At 62.0% G+C, this 2,734-nt stretch carries 3 protein-coding genes; 2 read left to right on the top strand and 1 reads right to left on the bottom strand.

Going from position 1 to position 2,734, the window contains the following annotated elements; genetic code table 11:
- Positions 1–87 precede the first annotated feature (87 nt).
- Entirely contained in the window at positions 88–942 is an 855-nt protein-coding gene (sseA, locus tag RMO81_RS04240) for a 3-mercaptopyruvate sulfurtransferase (RefSeq protein ID WP_310474504.1), read from the bottom strand.
- A 113-nt stretch (positions 943–1,055) separates the two neighbouring features.
- On the opposite strand from sseA, the gene queF reads away from it, so the two are divergent.
- Together queF and RMO81_RS04230 are read left to right on the top strand one after the other, a co-directional pair.
- On the top strand, positions 1,056–1,505 hold the full coding sequence (queF, locus tag RMO81_RS04235) for a preQ(1) synthase (protein WP_310474503.1): 450 nt from the start codon (positions 1,056–1,058) through the stop codon (positions 1,503–1,505).
- A gap of 22 nt (positions 1,506–1,527) precedes the next feature.
- Positions 1,528–2,734: DUF885 family protein (locus RMO81_RS04230; protein WP_310474502.1), on the top strand; the 1,207-nt coding region annotated here is incomplete at its 3' end.

The following is a 2,734-nucleotide window of genomic DNA, read 5'->3' as shown; positions in this document are numbered from 1 at the left end:
TATCGACCGCATGCTCCCGGCCGGCCTGGGCCAACAATGTGCCTGTCCCCAGCCCCGAAAGGTCGGATCGCGGCGGCCGCCGCTGTGTCACGCGCCGGTCACGACCGGGCCAGAAACGATGGGATTGTGGGGGTTCGCACCCCATTCGCTCCAGCTACCGTCATAGATGGGAACATTGGTTTTGCCAGCCAGCGCCGCGCCAAAGGCCACGACCGGCGCGGTGATGCCGGAACCACAGGTGGCGACCAGCGGCTTGGAAAGGTCAAGACCGGCGGCGTCAAACAGCGCCTTGATCTCGGCCACCGGCTTGTAGGTGCCGTCTTCGTTGAACAGCGCGGAATAGGGGATGTTCTTCGAACCGGGGATATGGCCGGGGCGCACACCGGGGCGCGGATCAGGCTCGGCACCGGTGAAACGGCCGGCACCACGCGCATCAACGACCTGTTCGGCCTTGGTGCGCAGATTGTCGGTCATCTGGGCGGCGTCGCGCACCAGCGCGTTATCAGCCCAGACGGTGAAATGGCGATGGCGCACGATGGGCTTGCCGCTTTCAACCTGGCGACCTTCGGCCTGCCACTTGGCAAAGCCGCCATCCAGGATCGCCACTTCGTGCGCGCCAAACAGGTTGAGCATCCACCACACGCGCGCAGCCGAGTGAAGCGGGCTGTTGTCATACACCACGATGCGGCTGCCATCGCCCAAGCCCAGCGCCTGGCAGCGCGAAGCAAATTTTTCGGCCGGCGGCAGCATGGTGGGCAGGCTGCTCGACGTGTCCGACACTTCTTCGATATCGAAGAACACGGCGCCGGGGATGTGGGCGGCTTCGAATTCGGCGCGGGCGTTGCGGGCGTGTGCCGGCAGGAACAGGCTGGCATCGATGATACGCAGATCTGATTTGCCCATCTCTGCGGCAAGCCAATCAGTGGACACCAGAAGGTTCATGCTTCACTCCCCACGCGTTTTAACCTTAGGGGCGTGACATAATTGTGCTGGCAGCGCATGTCACGCCCATTGTCGGGCCGTGATGGCGCTTTGTGACAGCATGGAGAGATTCAGTGGTGGACGTGTTGCATCTGGGCCAGTCTTCGGCCCTGCCGGTGAGCCCTGAAGCGGCGGTTCTGGACTATCCGCCCAATCCGCGGCCGGGCGCGCTTTATCTGGTGCGCTTCACCTGCCCGGAGTTCACGTCGCTCTGTCCGGTGACGGGCGCGCCGGATTTTGCCCATATCGTCATCGATTATGTGCCAGATGAAACGATTGTTGAATCAAAGGCTTTGAAGCTTTTCTTGGGTGCGTTCCGCAATCATGCCGGCTTTCATGAAGATGTGACCGTGGGCATCGGCCAGCGCCTGGTGGCGGAAATGGCGCCCAAATGGTTGCGGATCGGCGGCTATTGGTATCCGCGCGGCGGCATCCCGATCGATGTGTTCTGGCAAAGCGGCCCGGTGCCCGATGGCCTGTGGCTGCCGGATCAGGGCGTGCCGACCTATCGTGGGCGTGGCTAAGTTGATCCGGGGAGGGGCAAAGATGATTCGCACTGTTGTGGCCGCATTGCTGCTGGCGGGGGCTGCCCAGGCCCAGACCGCCGATCAAAAGCTGAAGACGGTCTATGACACCGAGTGGCAATGGCGTCTGGCGCAAACTGGCCAGGTGCAGGATGGGCTCGACACGCGGCAGGGGCCACGGCTGCCGTGCGTTACGCCGGCGTGCCAGACAGAGCGCAAACGTGTCTGGCAGGGCGTGCTCGACCAGATTGCCGCCATCCCCGATGCCGAACTGTCGGTGGCTGAACGATTGAACAAGGCGGTGCTGGCCGAATCGCTGCGGGCTGAAGTGGTGGGCATTGGTTGGCGCAGCTATGAGATGCCGATCAACAGCGATGTGAATGTGTGGAACTATCTGCCGGGGGAGGTGCCGTTCCGTTCGGCGGAGGAGTATCGCAATTATATCAGCCGGATGCGCGATGTTCCGCGCTGGTTTGATGAGAATATCGCCAACATGCGCGCTGGCTTGAAACGCGGCTTCACGCCGCCGGCCATCACCATGAAGGGCCGCGATGCGACGCTGGCCAATCAGATAAAAGCTGGGAAGGACAGCCCGTTCTACGCGCCGTTCACGGCGATGCCGGGATCGATACCCGCATTCGAACAGGACCAGTTGCGGGCTGAGGCAATCGAGGCGATCGACACCATCGTCAACCCGGCGCAGACCAAGATGCTGGGTTTCTTGCGCGCCGAATATCTGCCGGGCCTGCGCGCCAGCACCGGTGCGCGCGATTTGCCTGACGGCGTCGCTTGGTATCGCGATCAGGTGAAGGAGTTCACCACCACTGACCTGACGCCGGAAGCCATCCACCAGATTGGCAGACAAGAAGTGGCGCGCATCGATGGCGATATGCGCAGCGCCATGGTGCAATCGGGATTCAATGGGGAATACAAGGATTTCCTGGTCTTTCTTCGCACTGATCCGCAATTCTATGCGCGCACGCCAGACGAACTGCTCGGCTTTTCCTCCTATGTGATCAAGCGCATGGATGGAAAGCTGAAGGATATTTTCATCACGCTGCCGCGCTTTCGCTTCACCTTGCGGCCGGTGCCGGATGCGATTGCGCCCACCTACACGTCTGGGCGCGGCGGGCTCGATGCCTGCTACATGAACACCTATGATCTGAAATCGCGGCCGTTGTTCATGCTCACCGCGCTCACCTTGCACGAATGCGTGCCCGGCCACAGCC

The sequence above is a fragment of the Sandarakinorhabdus sp. genome, assembly GCF_031422795.1.
GTDB lineage: Bacteria > Pseudomonadota > Alphaproteobacteria > Sphingomonadales > Sphingomonadaceae > Sandarakinorhabdus.
Note: the sequence above shows the minus strand (reverse complement) of the source record. Positions and strands in the feature narration are given on the sequence as shown.

Coding starts and splice junctions, on each gene's coding strand:
- sseA (WP_310474504.1), bottom strand. CDS start 942: ATGAACCTTCTGGTGTCCACTGATTGGCTTGCCGCAGAGATGGGCAAA.